The 21,627-nt window shown below is 74.6% G+C and carries 1 protein-coding gene; it reads right to left on the reverse strand.

Going from position 1 to position 21,627, the window contains the following annotated elements:
* Positions 1-30: 30 nt before the first annotated feature.
* Entirely contained in the window at positions 31-21,615 is a 21,585-nt protein-coding gene (locus ACIBQX_RS48275; protein WP_397017138.1) for a type I polyketide synthase, read from the reverse strand.
* Positions 21,616-21,627: the final 12 nt, after the last annotated feature.

Here is a 21,627-nt window from a genome sequence, read left to right on the forward strand (position 1 = left end):
GTGCGTTCGAGACGATCCGGGCTCGGGGCGTCAGAGGAGTTCTTCGGAGCCGGACCGGTCGCGGGCGATCCTGATCAGATCGGCGACGTCCATCTCCTCGATGCTCACGGATTCCTCGTCCGGTTCTGGCGCGCCGTCCGCGACATCGGCCAGCTCGAGAAGGGGTTCGAGCAGTCCGGCACTTCTCAGCAGGCTGAGGGGGACCGACGACAGGACCTTCCTGAGTTCGGCCTCTTCGGCGTTCTCGGTGCCGCTGTCGCCGGCCGACGGGACGAGTTCCGACTGCAGATGCCGGGCCAGCGCGGTGGGGGTCGGGTAGTCGAAGATCAGCGTGGCGGGCAGCCGCATGGCGGTGGCCGTGGACAGCCGGTTGCGCAGTTCGACCGCGGTGAGGGAGTCGAACCCCAGGTCCTGGAAGGCCTGTCTGGCGCCGACGGAGTCCGGGGACTCGTGTCCGAGGACGGCCGCGACCTCGGCCCGGACCAGGTCGGTCAGGATACGATCCCGCTCCGCGGGTGAGACGGCGGCCAGGCGCTCACCCAGCGGGCTGCGCGCCGCCTCCGTGACCTCACCATCCGCGGCGCCGGCGTGCAGGACCTGACGGGCCTCGGGCAGATCACCGATCAACGGACTGGGCCGGCGCAAGGTGAAGACCGGGACGAACCGCTCCCAATCGATGTCGGCGACCGTCACCAGCCCTTGGCCGCCGTCCAGCGTCGCGGCCAGGGCGCCGATCGCCTGATCGGGGTCCATCGCCCGGATGCCCATCCGCGCCATCTGCGCCGCGGCCTCGCCCCCGTCCCGGGCTCCCATCCCACCACCGCCCCACAGGCCCCAGGCCACGGACGTGGCCGTCAGACCGCGTGCCCGGCGGTTCTCGGCCAGCGCGTCGAGGTAGGCGTTGGCGGCGGCATAGGCGGACTGATGCCCGCTGCCCCACACGGCGGCGATCGAGGAGAACAACACGAACGCGTCCAGGTCGAGGCCGGCCGTGAGCTCGTCCAGGTGCTCCGCCCCGGACGCCTTGGGCGCCAGATTCGCGGCCAGTTCCTCGGGGCCGCCCACCTGCAACGGGCCGCCCCGCTCCGTCCCCGCGGCGTGGAAGACGGCGCTCAACGGCGCACCACCGGAACCGATCCAGGCCAGCAGCCCGGCCACCTCCGCCCGCTCGGCGGTGTCACAGGCGACCACCTCGGCCCGGGTCCCGGCCGCCGCCAGCGTGGCGGCCAGCGTGGCGGCACCGGCCGCCGCCGGACCCGAGCGGCTGGACAGCACCACCCGTGAAGCGCCGCGTCCCGGCAACCACTGGGCCACCCGCCCGCCGAGCGCCCCGGTCCCACCTGTCACCAGGACAGCACCGCGAGGCGCCCACGAACGGCCACCACCCGGCCGCGGGCCGCGGACCAGCCGCCGAGCCATGATCCCCGCGCCCCGGATCGCCACCTGATCCTCGCCGCACCCGGCCAGCACCGCGCCCAGCCGGGACGCGACGCGATCGGTCGACTCCTGCGGCACATCGATCAGGCCACCCCACCGATCCGGGTGCTCCAGCGCCGCCACCCGGCCCAGCCCCCACACCTGCGCCTGCACCGGACTGGTCAGACTCTCCCCCAGCGCGACCGCCACCGCCGACCGCGTCACCACCCACAACGGCGCGGCCACACCGGCATCCCCGAGCACCTGAATCAGCCCCTGAGTAGCGGCCAGCCCCGCCGGCACCGACGCGAACCCCGGCAGCGACGCCTCCTCCAAAGCCAGCAGCGACAGCACCCCGCTGATCGACGGCGCCGGCCCGTCGGCCGTGTGCGCGGACCGGACCTCGCTCAGCCGGGCGCCCAGCGTCTCCCGGTCCGCATCGCACGCGCCCACCTCGACCTGAATCGCCGTCGCGCCCCGGTCGGCCAGCATCCGCACGCAGTCACCGGCCAGGCCGAGCCCGGCCGGACCCGTCACCAGGAGCCAGGTCCCGGTCAGCGCGACCGGTTCCGGATCGGAGATCGGTACCCAGGTGATGCCATGGCGCCAGTCCTCGGCCGCCGACGTCACCCGGTCGCGCTGCCGCCACGACGCCAGCACGGGCAGCACCTCGCTGAACGGCCGTTGCGCGTCCACGTCCAAGGCGCCGGCCAGACCGGCCAGGTCTCCCTGCTCGACCGCGGCCCAGAACTGCGCCTCCGCCGCCGTCCCGCTCCCGGCCGGGATCGCCGGCGCCTCGGCCCAGAAACGCTTACGGGAGAAGGCGTAGGTCGGCAGGTCGATCCGCCGTCCGGTGGGCAGGACGGCGGTCCAGTCCACCTCCACCCCCCGGGCGTGCGCGCGGCCGAGCGCGGTCATGACCGAGGTCGAGGCCGGCGTGTCGGGGCGGAGCATCGGGAGGAAGTCCGTGTCGTCGGCGCCGGGGAGGGTGAGCGCCGCCGATCCCATCGCGGAGAGGGTTCCGTCCGGGCCGATCTCGATGAACGTCGAGACGCCTTGAGCCGCCATCGTGGTGACCGCGTCGGCGAACCGGACCGGCTGGCGCGCCTGAGCCGCCCAGTACCCGGTCTCCGGGGCCGCGATCAGCTCGCCCGACAGGGCGCCCACCCACGCGACCTTCGGGGCCGCGTGTTCCAGACCGGCGGCCACCTCGTCCAGCTCATCCAGCACCGGGTCCATCCGCGCCGAGTGGAACGCGTGACTCACCCGCAACCGGCGCACCCGGCGGCCCCGCTCCCGCCACACCTCCACCAACCGGTCGACGGCGGCCTCATCACCCGAGACGACCACCGAGGCGGGCCCGTTCACCGCCGCCAGCGACACCCCGGGCACGCTCTCCAGCTCAGCCGCGACCTCGGCCTCGCTCGCCGCGATCGCCGCCATCCCCCCGCCCAGCGGCAGCCCCTGCATGAGCCGGGCCCGCCTCGCCACCAACGCGCACGCGCCTTCGAGGGTCAGCACCCCGGCCGCATACGCCGCCGCGATCTCCCCCACGGAATGACCGGCCACCACATCCGGTACGATCCCGGCCGCCGCCAGCAACGCCACCAGACCCATCTCCACCGCGAACAACCCGGTCTGGGCGTACAGGGTCTGATCGGCGCGGACCGCGTTCAGCGTGTCACCCCCAGGAGAGACGCCGTTCAGGTCACGCACATCGGGAGCGCTGAGCACGACGTCCCTGATGGCCAGCCCCAGCTCGGCTTCCAGCACCTCGACCACCCGATCGAAGGCCGCCGCGAACACCGGGCTGGCCGCGTACAGTTCCCTGCCCATCCCGGCCCGCTGCGCCCCCTGCCCGGCGAACAGGAACCCGACGCGGCCCGTCCGGTCGGCCGGAACCGCACCAGAAAGCACGTTGCCCGCCCGCTCGCCCGCGGCCAGTGCCATCGAACCCGACAGCAACTCGGCCGGGTCCGCGCCCAGCACCACAGCCCTGTGCTCGAACACCGACCGGGTCGTGGCCAGAGACCAGGCCACATCGACCGGGTCCACGCCCGCACCGTCGCGCGCCCGCACCGCCAGCCGCCGCGCCTGTCCCGCCAGGGCGTCCACCGTCCGGGCCGAGAGCAGCCAGGCCAGGGGAGCGTCCCGAAGCACCTGCGGCGCGCTCGCGCCGCCGTCCGGGACGGCGACCGCGTCGTACCGCGCCGACGCGTCCGGCGCCTCCTCGATGATCAGATGGGCGTTGGTGCCGCTGATCCCGAATGCCGACACCCCGGCGCGGCGCGGACGCTCACCCACCGGCCAGGCCGTCGGCTCGGTCAGCAGCCGGGCCTCGCCCATGCTCCAGTCCACGTGCGGGGACGCCTCGTCCGCGTGCAGGGTGCGCGGCAGGACCTCGTTCTCCAGCGCCAGCACCATCTTGATCACACCCGCCACGCCGGCGGCGGCGCCGGTGTGCGCGATGTTCGACTTCACCGACCCCAGCCACACCGGCCGGCCCTCCGGCCGGTCCTGCCCGTACGTCGCCAGCAGCGCCTGCGCCTCGATCGGATCCCCCAGTACGGTCCCCGTCCCGTGCGCCTCGACCGCGTCCACGTCGCCCGCCCGCAGCCGGGCGTTGGCCAGGGCGGCCCGGATCACCCGCTGCTGGGACGGACCGTTCGGCGCGGTGAGCCCGTTCGAGGCGCCGTCCTGGTTCACCGCGCTGCCGCGGATCACGGCCAGGATCCGGTGCCCGTTCCGCCGCGCGTCGGAGACCCGTTCCAGCAGGATGATCCCGGCGCCCTCGCCCCAGCCGGTGCCGTCCGCCGAGGCGCTGAAGGACTTGCAGCGCCCGTCGGTGGCGAGCCCGCCCTGGCGGGAGAACTCGGTGAACAGCCCCGGCGTCGCCATCACGGTGGCGCCGCCGGCCAGCGCGAGCGTGCACTCCCCGGACCGCAGCGCCTGGGCGGCCAGGTGGATGGCCACCAGGGAGGAGGAGCAGGCCGTGTCCACGGTCACCGCCGGGCCCTCCAGCCCGAGCGCGTACGACACCCGGCCGGAGATGACGCTGCCCGCGCTGCCGGTGGTGCCGTAGCCCTCCTGGCCGATGCCGTACCAGGAGCCGCCGTATCCGCCCGCGAAGACGCCGGTCGCGCTGCCCCGCAGGGTCACCGGGTCGATCCCGGCCCGTTCCAGGGCCTCCCACGAGGTCTCCAGCAGCAGCCGCTGCTGCGGGTCCATGGCGATCGCCTCACGGGGGCTGATCCCGAAGAAGCCCGGGTCGAACTCGCCCGCGTCGTAGAGGAACCCGCCGAGCCGGGTGGTGGAGGCTCCGCCGCCCGCGTCGGCGGCGTAGACGGCGTCGGTGTCCCAGCCCCGGTCCGTCGGGAATCCCGCGATGGCATCGGTACCGGTTCTCAGCAGCTCCCAGAAGTGCTCGGGGTTGTCGGCGCCGCCGGGGAACCGGCAGCCGATGCCGACGATCGCGATCGCCTCGTCCGGGGCCGCGGCGGCCACGGCGGGAAACTCCGGCCGGGCCCCTTGGCGCTGGCCTGGCCGGCCCTGCTGCTGGAGCTCGGCGCGCAGGTGGGCGGCCAGCGCCGCCGGCGTCGGGTAGTCGAAGATCAAGGTCACCGGGAGTTTCAGCCCGGTGACGGCGGCCAGCCGGTTGCGCAGCTCGACGGCCGTCAGCGAGTCGAATCCGACGTCCCGGAAGGCCCGGCCGGTCTCCATCACCCCGGTCGGGCCGTGTCCGAGCACGGCCCCGGCGTGGGCGCGGATCAGGTCTGTCAGCGTACGGTCCGCCTCGGCCGGGGACAGGGCGGCCAGCTGCGCCCGGAGCGCCTCCCCCGCCTTCCCGCCCGCCGCGAGCGCGCGGTTCGAGCCGCCGGACAGGGTCCGGAGCAGGGCCGGGACCAGGGCGTTGGTGCCGGCCTGCGCGACCTGGGCGCGCAACGCGGCCACGTTCAGCCGGGCCGGGACCAGCAGGGCGTCGTCCAGGGTCAGGGCCAGGTCCAGCAGCGCCAGCCCCTCGTCGGCGGCCATCGCGCCGACCCCGCCACGGGTCATCCGGTCGCGGTCGCCGGCGCTGAGGTGGCTGGTCAAGCCGCTGGCGTCCGCCCACAGCCCCCAGGCCAGTGAGACGGCGGGCAGACCGGCGGCCCGCCGGTGGGCGGCCAGGGCGTCCAGGAAGGCGTTCCCGGCCGCGTAGTTGCCCTGCCCGGCGGCGCCGAACGTCGCGGCCGCCGAGGAGAACAGGGCGAAGAAGTCAAGGTCCAGCTCGGCGGTGAGCCGGTGCAGGTGCCAGGCGGCGTCCACCTTGGGCCGCATGACGGCGTCGACGCGCTCTGCGGTCAGCGAATCGATGACGCCGTCGTCGAGCACCCCGGCGGTGTGGACCACGCCGGTCAGCGGGGTCCCGGCCAGCAGACCGGCCAGGGCGTACGGATCGACGACGTCACAGGCGACGATCCGTACGCCGGCCCCTGATCCGGCCAGTCCGGCGGCCAGCGCGGCGGCGCCGGCGGCCAGCGGGCCGCTCCGGCTCACCAGGAGCAGCCGCCCGGCCCGACCGGTCTCGACCAGATGCCGCGCGACCAGCCCGGCCAGCGTCCCGGTCCCACCGGTGACCAGCACGGTCCCAGCCGCGACGTGCGGCCTCGTCGCGGCTACGGTCTCCGCCACGTCGCCCGGCATCGCCGCAGCTACGGTCCCCGCCACGTCCCGCGGCCTCGTCGCAGCTACGAGCCCAACCAGGTCGCCTGGCTGCGCCGGGGCGGGGGTCGCGGTGCGGCGGGTGAGACGGCGGGCGTGGGCACGGCCCGCGCGGATGGCCAGTTCGGGTTCGGCCGAGCCGAGAGCGGCCGCGAGCACGCCGATCGCCTCGGCGGTCTCGGCGCTTTCATCGCTTTCGGCATTCCGGGCGCTTTCGCCGCTTTCGGCGGTCCCAGCGCTTTCGGCGGTGTCAGCGGGCTCGGCGGGCTCGGCGGTGTCGGCGCTGTCGGCGGGCTCGGCGGGCTCGGCGGGCTCGGCGGGCTCGGCGACGGTCCGGGAAGACGGCAGGTCGGCGAGGATCAGGCGGCCGGGGTGCTCGGATTGGGCGGAGCGGATGAGGCCCCAGGCGGCGGCCGCCGGAAGGTCCGTGACCGCGTCGCCGGGCCCGGTGGCGACGGCGCCGCGACTGACGATGACCAGCCGGGCCTCGTCCAGGGCGTCCAGGGCCAGCCACCGCTGGATCAGTTCGAGCGCCTCGACGGTGGTCCGGCGGGCGGCCTGGGCGGTGTCTTCATCGCCCGCCCCGGTGTCTCCGATGCAGGCCAGCACCACGTCGGGGCCCGGTTCGCCGGTTTCGACGAGGGTGGCGAGGTCGGTGTGGGCCTCGGCGTCGACCCCGGCGGCGGTCAGCGCGCCGGTGAGGCCGAGCCGGTCGTCGCCGACGACGGCCCAGCGACCTGCCGGGGCGGCGTCCGTAACCGGCACGGGCACGGGCACCCAGTCCACGCCGAACATCGCGTCGCGCGTACGACCGGCGCCGGTCCGCAGTCTCTCGGCCGGGACCGGCCGCAGCGTCAGGGATTCCACCGACAGCACCGGGGCGCCGGTGGCGTCGACCGCGACCAGCGACAGTCGCCCGTCGCCGGGCCGGGCGTCGGCGGGGCGGCTGAGCCGGGCCCGCAGGGTCGAGGCGCCGGCGGCGTGCAGGGTCATCCCGGTCCAGCCGGACGGCAGGAGGATCTCGGCCGGATCGGCGGCGGGCCAGCCGTCCCCGGCGACCGCGACGACGTCCGGGAGCGCGGCCAGCAGGGCCGGGTGCAGGCCGTACGTCGCCGCGCCCGAGGCCTCGTCGGGCAGCGAGAGCTCGGCGAGGACGTCGTCCCCGTCCCGCCAGGCGGATCGGAGCGGGCCGTCCGAGGCGTCGTCGTCACCGCTGACGAGCGGGGTCGCGCCGGTCGGCGGCCAGATCGTGTAGGCGCCGGACAGTGACGCGTCGGCGGGCCGGTCCTGGTCGAGCCGCCCCTCGGCGTACCGGGTCCAGGGTTCGTCGGAGCGGGCGCGCCGGGCGTAGATCTCGACTGTACGCCGCCCGTCGTCGTCCGGGTCGCCGAGGACGACCTGGACCTGCAGCGGCGCGCCCGGCTCGATCACCAGCGGCTCGGCCGGGGTGAGTTCGGCGATCCGGGGGCAGCCGACCTGATAGCCGGCCACGACCGCGAGTTCGGTGAGCACGGTCGCGGCCGCCGCGGGTTCGGCGAGCCATGGCTGCTCGGCGAGGCTGAGGCGTCCGGTGACGACCAGTCCGTGGGCGTCGGCGAGCTCGACCGCGGCGCCGAGCAGCGGGTGGCCGACCGGGTCGAGCCCGGCCGAGCTGACGTCCCCGGCACCGGGCAGGGCCGGCCGGTACCAGTACCGCTCGTGCTGGAAGGCGTAGGTCGGCAGGGCGATCCGGCGGGCGGCGGGGAGCACCTTCGGCCAGTCGACGACGACGCCGTGCGCGTGCGCCTCGGCGAGGGCGGCCAGGACCCGGTCCGGGCCGCCGTCGTCCCGACGGAGGGTGCCGGTGACCACCCGGTCGCCGCCTGTGCCGGAAGGCTGGTCGGGGCCGGGGTCGTCGAGGGTGGCCTGGACGGCGGTGGTCAGGACCGGATGCGCGGAGGTCTCGACGAAGACCGTGTACCCGGCGTCCCCCAGCATCTGGACGGCCTCGGAGAACTGGACCGGGGCGCGCAGGCTGGCGTACCAGTAGCCGGCGTCGGCCTCGGTTCCCTCCAGGATCTCGCCGGTCATGGCCGACGCCATGGGGATCCGGCCGGGCCGTGGGGTGATCGGCGCCAGCTGGGTGAGGATCTCGTCGCGGAGTTCCTCGACCTGCGGGCCGTGGGAGGCGTAGTCGACGGGGAGCCGGCGGGCCCGGATCCCGGCCGCCTCACACTCGGCGGCGAGCTCGTCCAGGGCGTCGGGGTCACCGGAGACGACGGTGGCGTCCGGGCCGTTGACCGCGGCGATGTCCACCCGGCCGGCCCGCGCGACCAGCCGGGCCTCGACCGCTCCGGCGGACTCGGCGAGCGACAGCATGCCGCCGCGCCCGGACAGCGCGGTCAGCGCGCGGCTGCGCAGGGCCACGATGCGGGCGGCGTCCTCCAGCGACAGGATCCCGGCCACGTACGCGGCGGCGATCTCGCCCTGGGAGTGCCCGAGCACGGCGTCGGGGTGCACCCCGGCGGCCTGCCACACCGCCGCCAGCGACACCATGATCGCCCACAGAGCGGGCTGGACCACGTCGACCCGGTCCAGGTCCGGCGCGCCTTCCCGGCCGTGGAGCACGTCGTCCAGCGACCAGTCCACGTACGGGGCGAGCGCCCGACCGCACTCGGCCAGCCGGGCCGCGAACACCGGCGACGAGGCCGCCAGCTCCCGGCCCATCCCGGCCCACTGCGACCCCTGTCCCGGGAACACGAACACCACTCGGCCGCCACCTCCACCGGCCGGTAGCGTCCCGGTCACGGCACCGGCCGACGGATGGCCGGTCGCGACCGCCGTCAGCCCGGACAGCAGCTCCTCCCGGCTCCGCCCCACGACGACGGCCCGGTGCTCGAACGCCGACCGGGTCGTGGCCAGCGACCACCCGATGTCCGCGATGCCGGCGGCCTTGGCGGTCCCGTCCGTGCCGACGAACTCGGCCAGCCGGGCCGCCTGCTCGGCCAGGCCGGCGGCGGTGCGGCCGGACACCAGCCAGGCTGCGCCGTCCGACAGCACCGACGGTTCGGCCGGCTCGGGGTTCTCCTCGGGTGGTGCGGCTTCCTCGATGACGAGGTGGGCGTTGGTGCCGCTGATCCCGAACGACGACACCCCCGCCCGCCGGACCCGATCGCCAGCCGGCCATGGTCTGGCCTCGGCCAGGAGCCGGACGTCCCCGGCAGACCAGTCGATGTTGCTCGCCGGCTCGTCCGTGTGCAGGCTGAGCGGCAGTTCCTGATGGTGCAGGGCGAGGACCATCTTCATCACCCCGGCGGCGCCGGCCGCGCTCTGGGTGTGCCCGAGGTTGGACTTCACCGAGCCGAGCCACAACGGCCGACCCTCCGGCCGGTCCTGCCCGTACGTCGCCAGCAGGGCCTGCGCCTCGATCGGGTCGCCCAGCGTCGTACCGGTGCCGTGCGCCTCCACCACGTCGACATCCACGGCCGACAACCGCGCGTTGGCCAGCGCCGCCCGGATCACCCGCTGCTGAGACGGACCGTTCGGCGCGGTCAGCCCGTTCGAGGCGCCGTCCTGGTTCACCGCACTGCCCCGCATCACGGCCAAAACCGGATGCCCGTTGCGGCGAGCGTCCGACAGCCGCTCCAGCAGGATCATCCCGGCGCCCTCGGCCATCCCCATGCCGTCCGCCGACGCCGAGAACGCCTTGCACCGGCCGTCCTCGGCCAGACCACGCTGCCGGGAGAACCCGACCAACGCCCCCGGCGTCGCCATGATCGTGACACCACCGGCCAACGCCAACGAACACTCCCCCGCCCGCAACGCGGACGCGGCCAGATGCATCGCCACCAACGCCGACGAACACGCCGTGTCCACCGTCACCGCCGGACCCTCCAGACCGAGCGTGTAGGAGACGCGTCCCGAGATGACGCTGGTCGAGGCGCCGGTCATCAGGTGCCCTTCGGAGCCGCCCCCACCGGACGCGCCGTAACCCCACGACGATCCGCCGGCGAAGACCCCGGTGGGCGATCCGCGCAGCGAGCTCGGATCGATGCCGGCGCGCTCCAGGGCCTCCCAGCAGACCTCCAGCAGCAGCCGCTGCTGCGGGTCCATCGCCTGGGCCTCGCGCGGGCTGATCCCGAAGAAGCCGGGGTCGAACTCGGCCGCGTCGTGCACGAATCCGCCCGAGCGGGCGTAGGACGTGCCGGCTTTGTCCGGATCGGGGTCGTACAGGGCCTCGAGATTCCAGCCGCGGTCGCCGGGCAGGTGACTGATCGCGTCCTTGCCGGCGGAGAGCAGCTCCCACAGCCCTTCGGGGTCGTGGATGCCGCCGGGGAAGCGGCAGCCCATCGCCACGATGGCGATCGGCTCTCCCGTCACGGGCGCGCTGATCGCCGGGACGGACGTGTCCTGGACCAGGACGCCGAGGAGTTCGGCGGCCAGGTGCCCGGCCAGGACGGCCGTGGTCGGGTAGTCGAAGACGAGGGTGGCCGGCAGCCGCAGCCCGGTGGCCTCGTTCAGCCGGTTGCGCAGGTCCACGGCGGTGAGCGAGTCGAAGCCCAGATCGCTGAACGCCCGGCCGGGCTCGATCAGCTCCGGCGACGCGTGCCCCAGCACGGCCGCGACATGGGTGCGGACCAGCTGGATCAGCAGCCGGTCGCGTTCGGGCACCGGCACCCGGGCCAGCTGCTGCCGCAGCGCGCTGGACCCGGCGCCGGCGTTCACCGCCGAGGCCACCCCCGCGCGGATCGGCCCGGCCAGCCCGTGCAGCAGCGGCGGCAGCGCCCCACCGCGCGCGGCCACCGCCCGGAGCCCGGCGACGTCCAGCCGGAACGGCACCAGCAGAGCCTCGTCCCGGCTCAACGCCAGGTCGAACACGGCCAGCCCCTCGTCGGCGCCCAGTTCGGCGGTGCCGCCGCCGGTGGCGCGGGCCAGCAGCCCCTCGCTCAGGTTCCGGCCGATGCCGGCCCCGGCGACCCACGCTCCCCAGGCCAGCGACAGGCCAGGCAGTCCCTCCGCGCGGCGGCGGGCGGCCAGGGCGTCCAGGAACGCGTTACCGGCCGCGTAGTTCCCCTGGCCGCCGCTGCCGAACGTGGCGGCGGCGGAGGAGAACATGACGAACAGGTCCAGCCCGAACCCCTCGGTCAGCTCGTGCAGGATCCAGGCCGCGTCGGTCTTCGGCCGCATCACGGCGTCCACCCGGTCAGGGGTCAGGGACCCGATCACGCCGTCGTCGACGATCCCGGCGGTGTGCACGACCCCGGTCAGCGCGTACGACCTGGGGATTCCCGCCAGGAGGCCCGCCACGGCGGCACGGTCGGTGGCGTCGGCGGCCACGACGTGCACGTCGGCACCCGCTTCGGCGATGCCGGCGGCCACGGCGGCGGCACCGGCGGCGGCCGGGCCGGAACGGCTGACCAGCAGCAGGTGCCGCGCCCGGCCCGTCGCGGCCAGATGCCGGGCGGTCAGGCCCGCCAGCGTGCCGGTACCGCCGGTGATCAGCACCGCGCCCGGCGTCCGCGCCGGTTCCGCCGAGTCCGGGGAACCTGCTGGGCGGGTGAGGCGGCGGCCGTGAAGACGCTGATCCCGGACGGCCAGTTCCGGCTCGGCGGAACCGAGCGCACCGGCCAGCACGCTCACCGAGCTCGGGACCGTCACCGGCGCGCCGCCATCGCCGCCGCCATCGCCGCCGCCATCGCCGCCGCCATCACCGTCGCCGTCGCCGTCGCCGTCGTCCAGGCTCTCGTACGTGTTCGCGGGCAGGTCGACCAGCGTGAGGCGGCCGGGGTTCTCCGACTGGGCCGACCGCAGCAGGCCCCAGACCGCCGCGGCGGCCAGGTCGGTCACGTTCTCACCGGGCCTGGCCGCGACCGCGCCGCGCGTGACGACGACCAGGCGGCTGTCGGCCATCGCGTCCAGGGTCAGCCACAGCTGCAGCAGGGCCAGGACCTCGTTGGTCAGCCGCCGGGCCGCCCGCCCCTGGTCGGCGCCGTCGGTGCCGACGGCGATCAGAAGCATCTCGGGGATCGGGTCGCCGGAGTCGGCCAGCGCGGACAGGTCGGGGTAGGAGCCCGGAGCCATACCGGCCGCGGCGAGATCCTGCGTCAGGCCGAGGGAGTCGGCACCGACCACGGCGCACCGCCCGACCGCCGCCGGCATCACGCTCGGGACCGGGACCCACTCCACGCCGAACAGCGCGTCCCGCAGCGCAGGTCCGGCCCCCGGCGCGGAAGCGGCCACCGGCCGCAGCACCAGCGACCCGACGGAGACGACCGGCGCCCCGGCCGCGTCGACGGCCAGCAGCGACACCGCGCCGTTCGCGTCCTGCCGCAACCGGGCCCGCAACATCGTCGCACCCGCCGCGTACAGGGACACGTCCGACCAGACGAACGGCATCCTGGGACCGCCTTCGCCCGACGACGTCAGCCAGACCGCCTGCAGCGCCGCGTCCAGCACGGCCGGGTGCAGGCCGAAGATCGCCGCGTTCGTGTCGGTCCGGTCCGGCAGCGCCACTTCGGCGAAGACGTCGTCGCCGCGCTGCCAGGCGGCGGTCAATCCCTGGAACGCGGGGCCGAAGTCCTGCCCGGCCGCCGCCAGCGCCTCGTACAGACCGTCCACCCCGAGCGGGGTGGCGCCTTCCGGCGGCCACACCGCGAAGTCGGCCGTGTCCAGCTCGACCGCTGGCTCGGAAGGACCCACCCGCCCGGCCGCGTGCCGGGTCCACCCCGTGCCGGCGTCCTGTACCCGGGCGAAGATCTCCAGATCCCGCAGTCCGTCCTGATCCGAGCCGCTCACCGTGACCTGGACCTGGACCTCCTCCTCCGGGAGCAGAACCAGCGGGGCGGCCAGGGTCAGCTCGTCGATCCGGGTGCACCCGACCAGGTGACCGGCCACCGCCGCCAGCTCCACGTAACCCGTGCCGGGGAAGAACGCCGTCCCGCCCAGAACGTGATCGCCCAGCCACGGCTGGGTCCGCGCCGACAACCGTCCGGTGATCACCAGGCCGTCGCCGTCGGCCAGCTCGATCGCCGCGCCGAGCAGCGCGTGGCCGACCGAGCTCAGGCCCGCCGAGCGCAGATCCCCCGCTCCCGCCGCCGGCGGCAACGGCCAGAACCGCTGATGCTGGAACGCGTACGTGGGCAGGTCGACCCGGGCCCCGCCGCCCAGCACCCCGGCCCAGTCGACGGCGACGCCCCGGACGTGCAGCTCGGCCAGGGAGGCCAGCATGCGCGCGGGGCCGCCGTCGTCACGACGCAACGTCCCGGCCACGACGGGCGCCGGGCCGCTGCCGTCGGCCATGCTCTCCAAAGTGACGCCGATGGCCGCGGTCAGGACGGGGTGGGCCGACACCTCGACGAAGGTCCCGTAGCCGCCCGCCCGCAGCGCCCTGATGGCGCGTTCGAACCGGACAGGCGCGCGCAGACTCGCGTACCAGTACTCCGCGCCGGCCTCAGGGCCGGTCAGGTGCTCGCCGGTCATCGCCGACACCATCGGCAGGGTGGCCGGTCGCGGGCTGATCCCGTCCAGCAGGCTCAGGATCTCCTCCCGCAACGCATCCACCTGGGGGCCGTGCGAGGCGTAGTCGACCGGCAGCATCCGCGCCCGTACGCCGTCGCGCTCGCACTCGTCCCTGACCTGCCGTAACGCCTCGGGGTCGCCGGAGACGACGGTCGCGTCCGGGCCGTTGACGGCCGCGATCGCGACCTGTCCGGTACGGGACAGCAGCCGGGTCTCGACCAGGCCGGCGGGCTCGGCGATCGAGAGCATGCCGCCGCGACCGGACAGCGCGGTCAGCGCCTGGCTGCGCAGTGCCACGACCTTCGCGGCATCGTCCAGGGTGAGGATCCCGGCGATCACGGCCGCCGCGATCTCCCCCTGACTGTGACCGACGACCGCGTCCGGCCGGACCCCGGCGGCCTGCCAGACCGCGGCGAGGGACACCATCACCGCCCACAGCAACGGCTGTACGACGTCGACGCGGTCCAGGCCGGGCGCGCCCTCCGCACCGGCCAGGACGTCACTCGGGGACCAGTCGAGGTAAGGGCTCAGCGCCTGCTCGCACTCGGCCAGCCGAGCGGCGAAGACCGGGCTGGTCCGGGCCAGGTCCCGGCCCATGCCGGCCCACTGCGAGCCCTGGCCGGGGAAGACGAACACGGTCGGGCCGGGCGTGGCCGCCACGCCGGTGACCAGGCCGGGAGCCGGGTGACCGGCGGCGACGGCGGACAGTCCGCTCAGCAGGTCGTCCCGGGTGCCGCCGAGGACGACGGCGCGATGCTCGAACGTGGACCGGGTGGTGGCCAGGGACCAGCCGACGTCGGCCGGGTTCAGCTCCCGGTCGGCGCTGACGCGGGTGACCAGGCGCTCGGCCTGGGCGGCCAGACCGGCCGGGGTCTGGGCGGAGACGAGCCAAGCCGTCGTCGGGGCGTGCGTGATCAGGGGGTCCGGGGCCGGCGCGGGGGTGGCGACGGGGGGCGGGGGGTCTTGGATGATCAGGTGGGCGTTGGTGCCGCTGATGCCGAAGGAGGAGATGCCGGCCCGGCGGGGGCGGCCGCCGACGGGCCAGGGCACCGGCTCGGTGAGGAGCCGGACGTCACCCATGGTCCAGTCGATGTGCGAGGACGGCTCGGCGGCGTGCAGGGTGGCCGGCAGCTCGCCGTTCCGCAGGGCGAGGACCATCTTCATCACCCCGGCCACGCCCGCGGCCTGCTGGGCGTGGCCGATGTTCGACTTCACCGAGCCCAGCCAGAGCGGCCGCCCCTCGGGCCGGTCCTGGCCGTAGGTGGCCAGCAGGGCCTGCGCCTCGATCGGGTCGCCCAGGGTCGTTCCCGTGCCGTGCGCCTCGACGGCGTCCACGTCGGCGGCGGACAGACCCGCGCCGGCCAGGGCGGCCCGGATCACCCGCTGCTGCGAGGGGCCGTTCGGCGCGGTCAGCCCGTTGGAGGCGCCGTCCTGGTTGATCGCGCTGCCGGCCACCACGGCCAGGACCGGGTGCCCGTTCCGGCGGGCGTCGGAAAGCCGTTCCAGGACGACCATGCCCGAGCCCTCGCCGAGCCCCATCCCGTCGGCGCCGTCGGAGAACGCCTTCGACCGGCCGTCGGCGGCGAGCGCCCGCTGCTGGGCGAAGCTGAGGAACTCGGCCGCGTCGACCATGATCATCACGCCGCCGGCCAGCGCCAGCGAGCACTCCCCCGTCCGCAGCGCGGCGGCGGCCAGGTGCAGGGCGACCAGCGACGACGAGCAGGCCGTGTCGACCGTCACCGCCGGGCCCTCCAGCCCGAGGGTGTAGGAGACGCGGCCGGAGATCACGCTGGGGACGTTCCCGGTGAGCAGATGCCCCTCGGCGCCGTCACCGGTCACGCCCAGGGCCGAGTATCCGGACGCGGCGGCGCCGACGAAGACGCCGGTCATCGAGCCGCGCAGCGAGGCCGGATCGATGCCGGCGTGCTCCAGCGCCTCCCAGGAGGTCTCCAGCAGCAGCCGCTGCTGCGGGTCCATGGCGATGGCCTCGCGCGGGCTGATCCGGAAGAACGCCGGGTCGAACTCGCCCGCGCCGTCCACGAATCCGCCTTCGTTCGTGTACGAGGTGCCGAGGTTCTCCGGGTCCGGGTCGTAGAGGGCGGCGGTGTCCCAGCCCCGGTCGGCGGGGAACCGCGAGATCGTGTCCGTGCCGGTGCTGAGCATCCGCCACATGTCGTCCGGGCTGTCGACGCCGCCGGGGAACCGGCAGCCCATGCCGACGATGGCGATCGGGTCGCCGGTCACCGCCGCCGCTGCGGCCGGGACCTGGGCGGCCGACGCCCCGGCGCCGACCAACTGCTCGCCGAGGTGGCCGCTCAGAGCGTGCGCGGTGGGATAGTCGAAGACAAGGGTGGCGGTCAGCCGCAGGCCGGTGGCCGCGCTCAGCCGGTTGCGCAGCTCGACGGCGGTGAGGGAGTCGAACCCGAGCTCGGCGAAGGTCCGGTTCGGCTCGATCAGCTCCGGCGAGGCGTGGCCGAGGACGGCGGCGACATGGGAGCGGACCAGCTGGGTCAGGATCCGGTCGCGTTCGGCCGCCGGCACCCGGGCCAGCCGCTGCATCGCCCCTGATCCGGCGCCGGTGTTCACCGCCGGGGTCACTCCCGCGCGGATCGGCCCGGCCAGCCCGTGCAGCAGCGGCGGCAGCGCCCCACCGCGCACAGCCGCGGCCCGGAGCCCGGCGACGTCCAGCCGGAACGGCACCAGCAGGGCCTCGTCCCGGCTCAGGGCCAGGTCGAGCAGGAGCAGGCCGTCCTCGGCCCCCAGCTCGGCGGTGCCGCCGCCGGTGGCGCGGGCCAGCAGGCCATGGCTCAGGTTCCGGCCGATGCCGGCTCCGGTGACCCACGCTCCCCAGGCCAGCGACAGACCGTGCAGACCGGCGGCCCGGCGATGGGCGGCCAGGGCGTCCAGGAACGCGTTACCGGCCGTGTAGTTGCCCTGTCCGGGGCCGCCGAAGGTGGCGGCGGCCGAGGAGAACAGGACGAACAGGTCCAGGTCGTAGCCCTCGGTCAGCTGGTGCAGGATCCAGGCCGGGTCGGTCTTCGGCCGCATCACCGCCTCGACGCGTTCGGGGGTGAGTGAGCCGATCACGCCGTCGTCGACGATGCCGGCGGTGTGCACGACACCGGTCAGCGGGAGCGTCCGGGGGAGCGTCGCCAGCAGCCCGGCCACGGCCGCCCGGTCGGCGACGTCGGCCGCCGCGATCCGTACGCCAACGCCGGCTTCGGCGAGGTCGGCGGCCAGAGCGGCGACCCCGGCGGCGGCCGGGCCGGAACGGCTGGCCAGCAGCAGCTGCCGGGCCCGGCCGGTGGTGGTGAGGTGCCGCGCGGTGAGACCGGCCAGGGTGCCCGTACCACCGGTGATCAGCACCGTACCGGGAACCCGCTCGCCCGCGCCGGCCTCGCCGAACTCATCGGCCGCGCTGGGTCCTGCGGCCGCGCTGGGTTCTCCGGCCGCGCTGGGTTCTCCGGCCGCGCGGGCCCCTGGGGACTCTCCGGTCGGGTCCGTGGACCACGGGACGGACGCCGGACGGACCAGGCGGCGTCCGTAAGCGCGCTGATCCCGAACCGCCAGTTCCGGCTCCGCGGAAGCGAGCGCACCGGCCAGCACGCCCACAGAGACCAGCGGTGCCACCGTCCTGTCCGCGCCCCCGCCCGCGCCTCCTCCCCCGCCCTCGCTCCCGCCCTCGCTCCCGCTCCCGCCGGCGCCCTCGGTCGCGCTTCCTTCCGCGCCTTCTTTTCTGCGTGTCTCCTCGTTCTTTTCTGCGCTTTTTTCGGTATTTTCCCTGGCAGGAAGGTCGACCAAGACGAAACGGCCCGGGTTCTCCGACTGGGCCGAGCGCAGCAGGCCCCAGATCGCCGCCGCTCCCAGGTCGGTCACGCCCTCGCCCGGCTGGGCCGCGATCGCGCCGCGGGTGACGACCACCAGACGGCTGTCGAGCAGCGACGCCGGTGTCAGCCAGTGTTGCGCCGCCTCCAGCGCCTCGACCGTGAGCCGCCGGGCCGCCTGTGCCTGGTCGCCATGGGCGGACTCGCCGCTCTCGATCCCCAGCAGCACCACCTCGGGTACGAGGTCACCGGACTCGGCCGCGGCGGTGAGCGACGCAAGGTCCGGGTAGATGCTGAGCTCCACCCCTGCTTCGGCCAGCCCCGTCGCCAGCCCGAGGGAATCGGCGCCGACGACGCCCCAACGCCCGACCGGTGCCCCCGACACCGGAACGGGGACCCACTCCACACTGAACAACGCGTCCCGCAGCGCGTGACCGGCCCCCGACGGGGACGCCTCCACCGGCCGCAGCACCAGCGACCCGACGGAGACGACCGGCGCCCCGGCCGCGTCGACGGCCAGCAGCGACACCGCGCCGTTCACGTCCTGCCGCAACCGGACGCGCAACATCGTCGCACCGGCCGCGTACAAGGACACATCCGACCAGACGAACGGCATCCGTGCCCCGGCGTCACCCGACGACGTCAGCCAGACCGCCTGCAGCGCCGCGTCCAGCACGGCCGGATGCAGGCCGAAGACCGCCGCATTCGTGGCGTTCTGCTCCGGCAACGCCACCTCGGCGAAGACGTCGTCGCCACGCCGCCAGACCGCGTTCAATCCCCGGAACGCCGGTCCCAGGTCCTGCCCTGCCGCCGCCAGCGCCTCATACAGACCGTCGAGCGGGATCGGATCGGCGTCCTCCGGCGGCCAGACCGAAAGGTCATCGGCGTGCGCATCGGCCGGCGCCGCCGCACCGACTCGTCCGGCCGCGTGCCGGGTCCACTCGCCTCCGGCATCCGCCGACCGGGCGAAGATCTCCACCTCACGCAGGCCGTCCTGATCCGGCCCGCTCACGGTGACCTGGATCCGCACCTCCTCATCGGGGAGGAGCATCAACGGGTCGGCCAGCGTCAGCTCGTCGATCCGGGTGCATCCGACCAGGTGACCGGCGACGACCGCCAGCTCCACGTAGCCGGCCCCAGGGAAGTACGCCGTCCCGCCGACCAGGTGATCGCCCAGCCAGGGCTGGGCCCGTACCGACAAGCGCCCCGTCAGGACCAGACCGTCGCCGTCGGCCAGCTCCACCGCGGCGCCGAGCAGCGAGTGACCGACCGAGTTAAGGCCGGCCGACCGCAGGTCGCCCACGCCTCCGCCCAGCGACGACGGCCAGAATCGCCGGCGTTGGAAGGCGTAGGTGGGCAGGTCGACGCGCCGGCCGGTGGGCAGCACCGCGGTCCAGTCGACGGGAACGCCCCGGACGTGCACCTCGGCCAGCGAAGCCAACAGCCGGGCCGGACCGCCGTCATCCCGGCGCAGGCTGCCGGTCACCACCGGCGCGATCCCCGCCTCCTCCAACGTGGCGGCCATCGCCGTCGTCAGCACCGGATGCGGCGAAACCTCAACGAACACCCCATAACCATCACGACCCAGCCGCTCCACACCCCGCGCGAACTGCACCGTCGAACGCAAACTCGCATACCAATACCCCGGACCCGCCTCAGACCCATCCAGATAGTCACCGGTCATCCCCGAAACCATCGGAATCACCGCCCGGCCAGGAACAATCCCCTCCAAGGCAGCCAGCACCTCACCCCGGACGCCCTCCACCTGCGGACCATGCGGCGCATAATCCATCGGCACGAACCGCGCCCGAACACCATCCCGCTCACACTCCGCCGCAAGCGAACTCAACGCATCCACCGCACCCGACACCGTGACAGCCTCAGGACCGTTCACCGTCGCCACCGACACACCAGCCCGCAACCGAGCCTCAACGACTTCAAGGGAAGCAGCGATCGACAACACGCCACCCCGGCCGGCCAGCGCCATCATCGCCTGACCCCGACGAGCCACCACCCGCGCACCATCCGAAAGCGACAACACCCCCGCCACACACGCCGCCGCGATCTCCCCCTGACTATGACCGATCACCGCATCCGCACGAACCCCCGCCGCCTCCCACACCGCCGCCAACGACACCATCACAGCCCACAAAACCGGATGCACCACATCAAGCCGCGACAAAACCCCCGAATCCCCCAGCACCTCAGCAAGATCCCAGTCAACGTACGGAGCCAACGCCTCCCCACACTCAGCCAACCGAGCCGCGAAAACCGGACTCGCCTCCGCCAACTCCCGCCCCATACCAACCCACTGACCACCCTGACCAGGGAACACGAACACCTTCCGGCCGGCACTCCCCCCGGCCGGAATCGAGCCGCTGACCAGGCCGGCCGCCGGGGCGCCGGTGGCGAGCGCGGCCAGGCTCGCGGTCAACGCGTCACGGTCCGCGCCCACGACGACCGCGCGATGCTCGAACAGCGAACGGGCCGTGGCCAGCGACCAGCCGACGTCGACCGGGTCCAGATCCGGCTTCCTGGCGCTGAACTCAGCCAGCCGGGTGGCCTGGGCGGCCAGCCCGCCGGCCGTCCGAGCGGACACGAGCCAGGCCGCGCTCGCCCCGGTGAGGACCTTCGGCCGCGGCTCAACGGTTTCGGGGCCGGCCTCACCACCCGCTCCTCCTGCGTCCGCGAGCCTCTCGGCAGGCACTGTTTTCTCGGCGGGCACCGGGCTGCCGGTGGGCGCCCGGTTGTCGGTGGGCACCGGGTTGTCGGCGGTTGGGGCCGCCTCTTCCGGGGCTTCCTCGATGACGACGTGAGCGTTGGTGCCGCTGATGCCGAAGGCGGAGATCCCGGCCCGGCGCGGCCGGGGCTTGCCTGTGGTGTCGTCGGCCTCGGGGTTCCAGGGGCGCGGTTCGGTGAGCAGCCGGACCTCGCCGGCCGTCCAGTCCACCCGGGGGGTGGGTTCGTCCACGTGCAAGGTGCGGGGCAGCTGCCGGTTACGCAGAGCCTGCACCATTTTGATCAGGCCGGCGGCCCCGGCGGCGGCTCCGGTGTGGCCGACGTTGGACTTCACCGAGCCGAGCCAGAGCGGGCGGTCCGCGGTCCGGTCGCGCCCGTAGGTGGCCAGGATGGCCTGGGCCTCGATCGGGTCGCCGAGAACGGTGCCGGTGCCGTGCGCCTCGACCGCGTCCACCTCGGCCGGGGACAGGCGGGCGTTGGACAGCGCGTCCCGGATGACCCGCCGCTGGGCCGGGCCGTTGGGCGCGGACAGCCCGTTGCTGGCGCCGTCCTGGTTGACGGCGCTGCCCCGGATCACGGCCAGCACCGGGTGACCGTTGCGGCGTGCGTCGGAGAGCCGTTCCAGCAGGAACATCCCGGCGCCCTCGCTCCAGCCGATGCCGTCGGCGGCGCCGGCGAAGGCCTTGCAGCGCCCGTCCGCGGCCAGGCCGCCCTGCTCGGCGAAGTCGGCGAAGGAGTCGGGGTTGGCCAGCACGGTCACGGCGCCGACCAGCGCCATCGAGCACTCCTGCGAGCGCAGCGACTGGCAGGCCAGGTGCAGGGCGACCAGCGCCGACGAGCAGGCCGTGTCCACCGTCACCGCCGGTCCCTCAAGACCCAGCGTGTACGAGATCCGCCCGGAGATCACGGCGGTCAGGCCGCCGGTGAGCATGTAACCCTCGGTGCCCTCGATGCCGGCCACGCTCACGCCGTACCCGGAGTTGGTGCCTCCGGCGAAGACACCGGTCTTCGAGCCGCGCAGACCGGCCGGGTCGATCCCGGCCTGTTCAAGGGTCTCCCAGGTGACCTCCAGCAGCATCCGCTGCTGCGGGTCCATGGCCAGGGCCTCACGCGGGCTGATGCCGAAGAAGCCGGCGTCGAACTGCGGCGCGTCCTGTACGAATCCGCCGGTCTGGACGTACTTCGTCTCGGTCTCGGAGACGACTGCCTCCCAGCCGCGATCGTCAGGGAACGCGGTGATCGCGTCACCGCCGGCGGCCACCAGGTCCCAGAGCTCTTCGGGGTTGTTCACCCCACCCGGGAACCGGCAGCCCATGCCGACGATCGCGATCGGCGCCCACGACGAGGCGGCCAGCTGCCGGTTGCGCTGACGCAGCCGGTCCGTCTCCTTGAGGGAGGCCCGCAGGGCGTCGAGAACCTTGTCCGCCGGCATGGTCATGACGACAACCTC

Source organism: Nonomuraea sp. NPDC049714 (assembly GCF_044465295.1).
Classification (GTDB): domain Bacteria; phylum Actinomycetota; class Actinomycetes; order Streptosporangiales; family Streptosporangiaceae; genus Nonomuraea.